The sequence below is a fragment of the Streptomyces sp. NPDC057654 genome (assembly GCF_042800135.1).
Taxonomy (GTDB): Bacteria; Actinomycetota; Actinomycetes; order Streptomycetales; family Streptomycetaceae; genus Streptomyces.
Map to the genome: position 1 here is coordinate 1 of NZ_JBHVHQ010000910.1, position 3,397 is coordinate 3,397.

3 protein-coding genes are annotated in these 3,397 nt (G+C 68.4%); all 3 read left to right on the forward strand.

Annotated elements, in window-relative coordinates:
* On the forward strand, window positions 1-949 hold a 949-nt coding region (locus ACFU99_RS38130), incomplete at its 5' end, for a VWA domain-containing protein (protein ID WP_384401632.1).
* Between the two features lie 319 nt (window positions 950-1,268).
* Window positions 1,269-2,444 (forward strand): ADP-forming succinate--CoA ligase subunit beta, encoded by a 1,176-nt coding sequence (sucC, locus tag ACFU99_RS38135; RefSeq protein WP_363226388.1) that lies wholly within the window; start codon window positions 1,269-1,271, stop codon window positions 2,442-2,444.
* Window positions 2,445-2,465: 21 nt separating this feature from the next.
* A complete protein-coding gene (sucD, locus tag ACFU99_RS38140) occupies window positions 2,466-3,350 on the forward strand; it encodes a succinate--CoA ligase subunit alpha (RefSeq protein ID WP_384401635.1) in 885 nt (294 codons plus the stop codon).
* Window positions 3,351-3,397 lie beyond the last annotated feature (47 nt).

Consider the following 3,397-nt stretch of genomic DNA (forward strand, 5'->3'; position numbering starts at 1 on the left):
GCTCGGGGACATCCGCGCGTACTTCCCCGCCCCCGTGGTGCAGGTGATGCAGCGCGACGCCATCGACCGGCTCGGGCTGGCCGCCCTGCTGCTGGAGCCCGAGATGCTGGAGGCCGTGGAGGCGGACGTGCACCTGGTCGGGACGTTGCTGTCGCTCAACAAGGCGATGCCCGAGACGACCAGGAACACCGCGCGGGCCGTCGTGCGCAAGGTGGTCGAGGACCTGGAGAAGCGTCTGGCGACCCGTACGCGCGCCACGCTCACCGGAGCGCTCGACCGTTCCGCCCGTATCAACCGCCCCCGCCACCACGACATCGACTGGAACCGGACGATCCGGGCCAATCTCAAGCACTACGTGCCGGAGTACCGGACCATCGTGCCGGAGCGGCTCATCGGGTACGGCCGCGCGGCGCAGGCCGTGAAGAAGGAGGTGATCCTCTGCATCGACCAGTCGGGTTCGATGGCGTCGTCCGTGGTCTACGCGTCCGTGTTCGGCGCGGTGCTGGCCTCGATGCGCTCCCTCGCGACCCGGCTCGTGGTCTTCGACACGGCCGTGGTCGACCTGACGGACGAACTCGCGGACCCGGTCGACGTGTTGTTCGGCACGCAGCTCGGCGGCGGTACGGACATCAACCGCGCGCTCGCCTACTGCCAGTCGCGCGTCACGCGCCCCGCGGACACCATCGTCGTCCTGATCAGCGACCTGTACGAGGGCGGCATCCGGAACGAGATGCTGGCGCGGGTCGCCGCGATGAAGGCGTCGGGCGTGCAGTTCGTGACGCTGCTCGCGCTGTCGGACGAGGGCGCGCCCGCGTACGACCATGAGCACGCGGCGGCGCTGGCCGCACTCGGCGCGCCCGCCTTCGCCTGCACGCCGGACCTTTTTCCGGAGGTGATGGCGGCGGCGATAGAGAAGCGCCCGCTGCCGGTCCCGGACCCGGAGGTGTAAAGGACGCCGGTTGATGACGCTGAGTAATCGGTCGAGGATCAGGGGGAGGGCATTCGGGTGAGCGCCGTCCAGTCCCGCGGCGTAGCCGCCCGTACGTATATACAAGCCGCCACGTAGCGATCTGTGAGGGTAATCACGGCTCCAGTGTGATCTGTGATTTAGGGACCTACCGCCCTCGGGGATAACCTGCGAGACGGACATGCCGCGTACCCGGCGCACGTGTGCCGCCCTCGTAAAAGATCGCGTCCTCACGCTGCTCCCGCGGCACGCCCGCGCCAGACAACGAACCGCGATATCCATGGAAAAGGGACGGACGCGCGTGGACCTGTTCGAGTACCAGGCGAGGGACCTCTTCGCCAAGCACGGTGTACCGGTGCTGGCCGGTGAAGTCATTGACACGCCTGAGGCGGCGCGCGAGGTGACCGAGCGTCTGGGCGGCAAGGCCGTCGTCAAGGCGCAGGTCAAGGTCGGTGGCCGCGGTAAGGCCGGTGGCGTGAAGCTTGCTTCCGACGCCGACGACGCGGTCGAGAAGGCCGGTCAGATCCTGGGCATGGACATCAAGGGCCACACGGTCCACAAGGTGATGCTCGCCCAGACCGCGGACATCAAGGAGGAGTACTACGTCTCCTTCCTGCTGGACCGCACCAACCGCAACTTCCTCGCCATGGCGTCCGTCGAGGGCGGCGTGGAGATCGAGGTCGTGGCGGAGCAGAACCCCGACGCGCTCGCCAAGATCCCGGTGGACGCCAACGAGGGCTGCACCCCGGAGAAGGCCGCCGAGATCGTCGCGGCCGCCAAGTTCCCGGCCGAGATCGCGGACCAGGTCGCCGAGGCCCTCCAGAAGCTGTGGACCGTCTTCATCAAGGAGGACGCCCTCCTCGTCGAGGTCAACCCGCTGGTCAAGACCGGTGACGGCAAGATCATCGCGCTTGACGGCAAGGTCTCGCTCGACGAGAACGCCGCCTTCCGCCAGCCCGAGCACGAGGCGCTGGAGGACAAGGCCGCGGCCAACCCGCTGGAGGCGGCGGCCAAGGCCAAGGGCCTCAACTACGTCAAGCTTGAGGGCGAGGTCGGCATCATCGGCAACGGCGCGGGGCTCGTCATGAGCACCCTGGACGTCGTCGCCTACGCCGGTGAGAAGCACGGCAACGTGAAGCCGGCCAACTTCCTCGACATCGGCGGCGGCGCGTCCGCCGAGGTGATGGCGAACGGCCTGGAGATCATCCTCGGCGACCCGGACGTCAAGTCCGTCTTCGTCAACGTCTTCGGCGGCATCACCGCCTGCGACGAGGTCGCCAACGGCATCGTCCAGGCGCTTGAGCTGCTCAAGTCCAAGGGCGAGGACGTCACGAAGCCGCTGGTCGTCCGCCTGGACGGCAACAACGCGGAGCTGGGTCGCAAGATCCTGTCCGACGCCAACCACCCGCTGGTCCAGCGCGTGGACACCATGGACGGCGCGGCCGACAAGGCCGCCGAGCTCGCGGCTGCGAAGTAAGGGACGAGGGACTCCAACACCATGGCTATCTTCCTCACCAAGGACAGCAAGGTCATCGTCCAGGGGATGACCGGCGGCACGGGCATGAAGCACACCAAGCTCATGCTGGCCGACGGCACCAACATCGTGGGCGGCGTGAACCCGCGCAAGGCCGGCACGAGCGTCGACTTCGACGGCACCGAGGTACCGGTCTTCGGCTCGGTCGCCGAGGCGATGGAGAAGACCGGGGCCGACGTCTCCGTCATCTTCGTCCCGGAGAAGTTCACCAAGTCCGCGGTCGTCGAGGCGATCGACGCCGAGATCCCGCTGGCCGTCGTGATCACCGAGGGCGTCGCGGTGCACGACTCCGCGTCCTTCTGGGCGTACGCGGGCGAGAAGGGCAACAAGACCCGGATCATCGGCCCGAACTGCCCCGGCCTGATCACCCCCGGCCAGTCGAACGCCGGCATCATCCCGGGCGACATCACCAAGCCCGGCCGGATCGGTCTCGTGTCGAAGTCCGGCACGCTGACCTACCAGATGATGTACGAGCTCCGTGACATCGGCTTCTCCTCGGCCGTCGGCATCGGTGGCGACCCGATCATCGGGACCACGCACATCGACGCCCTGGCCGCGTTCCAGGCCGACCCCGACACCGACCTGATCGTCATGATCGGCGAGATCGGCGGCGACGCGGAGGAGCGGGCGGCGGACTACATCAAGGCCAACGTCACCAAGCCGGTCGTCGGCTACGTGGCGGGCTTCACCGCGCCCGAGGGCAAGACGATGGGCCACGCCGGTGCGATCGTGTCCGGTTCGTCCGGCACCGCGCAGGCGAAGAAGGAGGCCCTTGAGGCCGCGGGCGTGAAGGTCGGCAAGACCCCGTCCGAGACGGCGCGCCTGGCGCGTGCCGCGCTGGCCGGCTGAGCCTTCCGGCAACCTGCCGCGGGCCCGCACCCTTGGGGGTGCGGGCC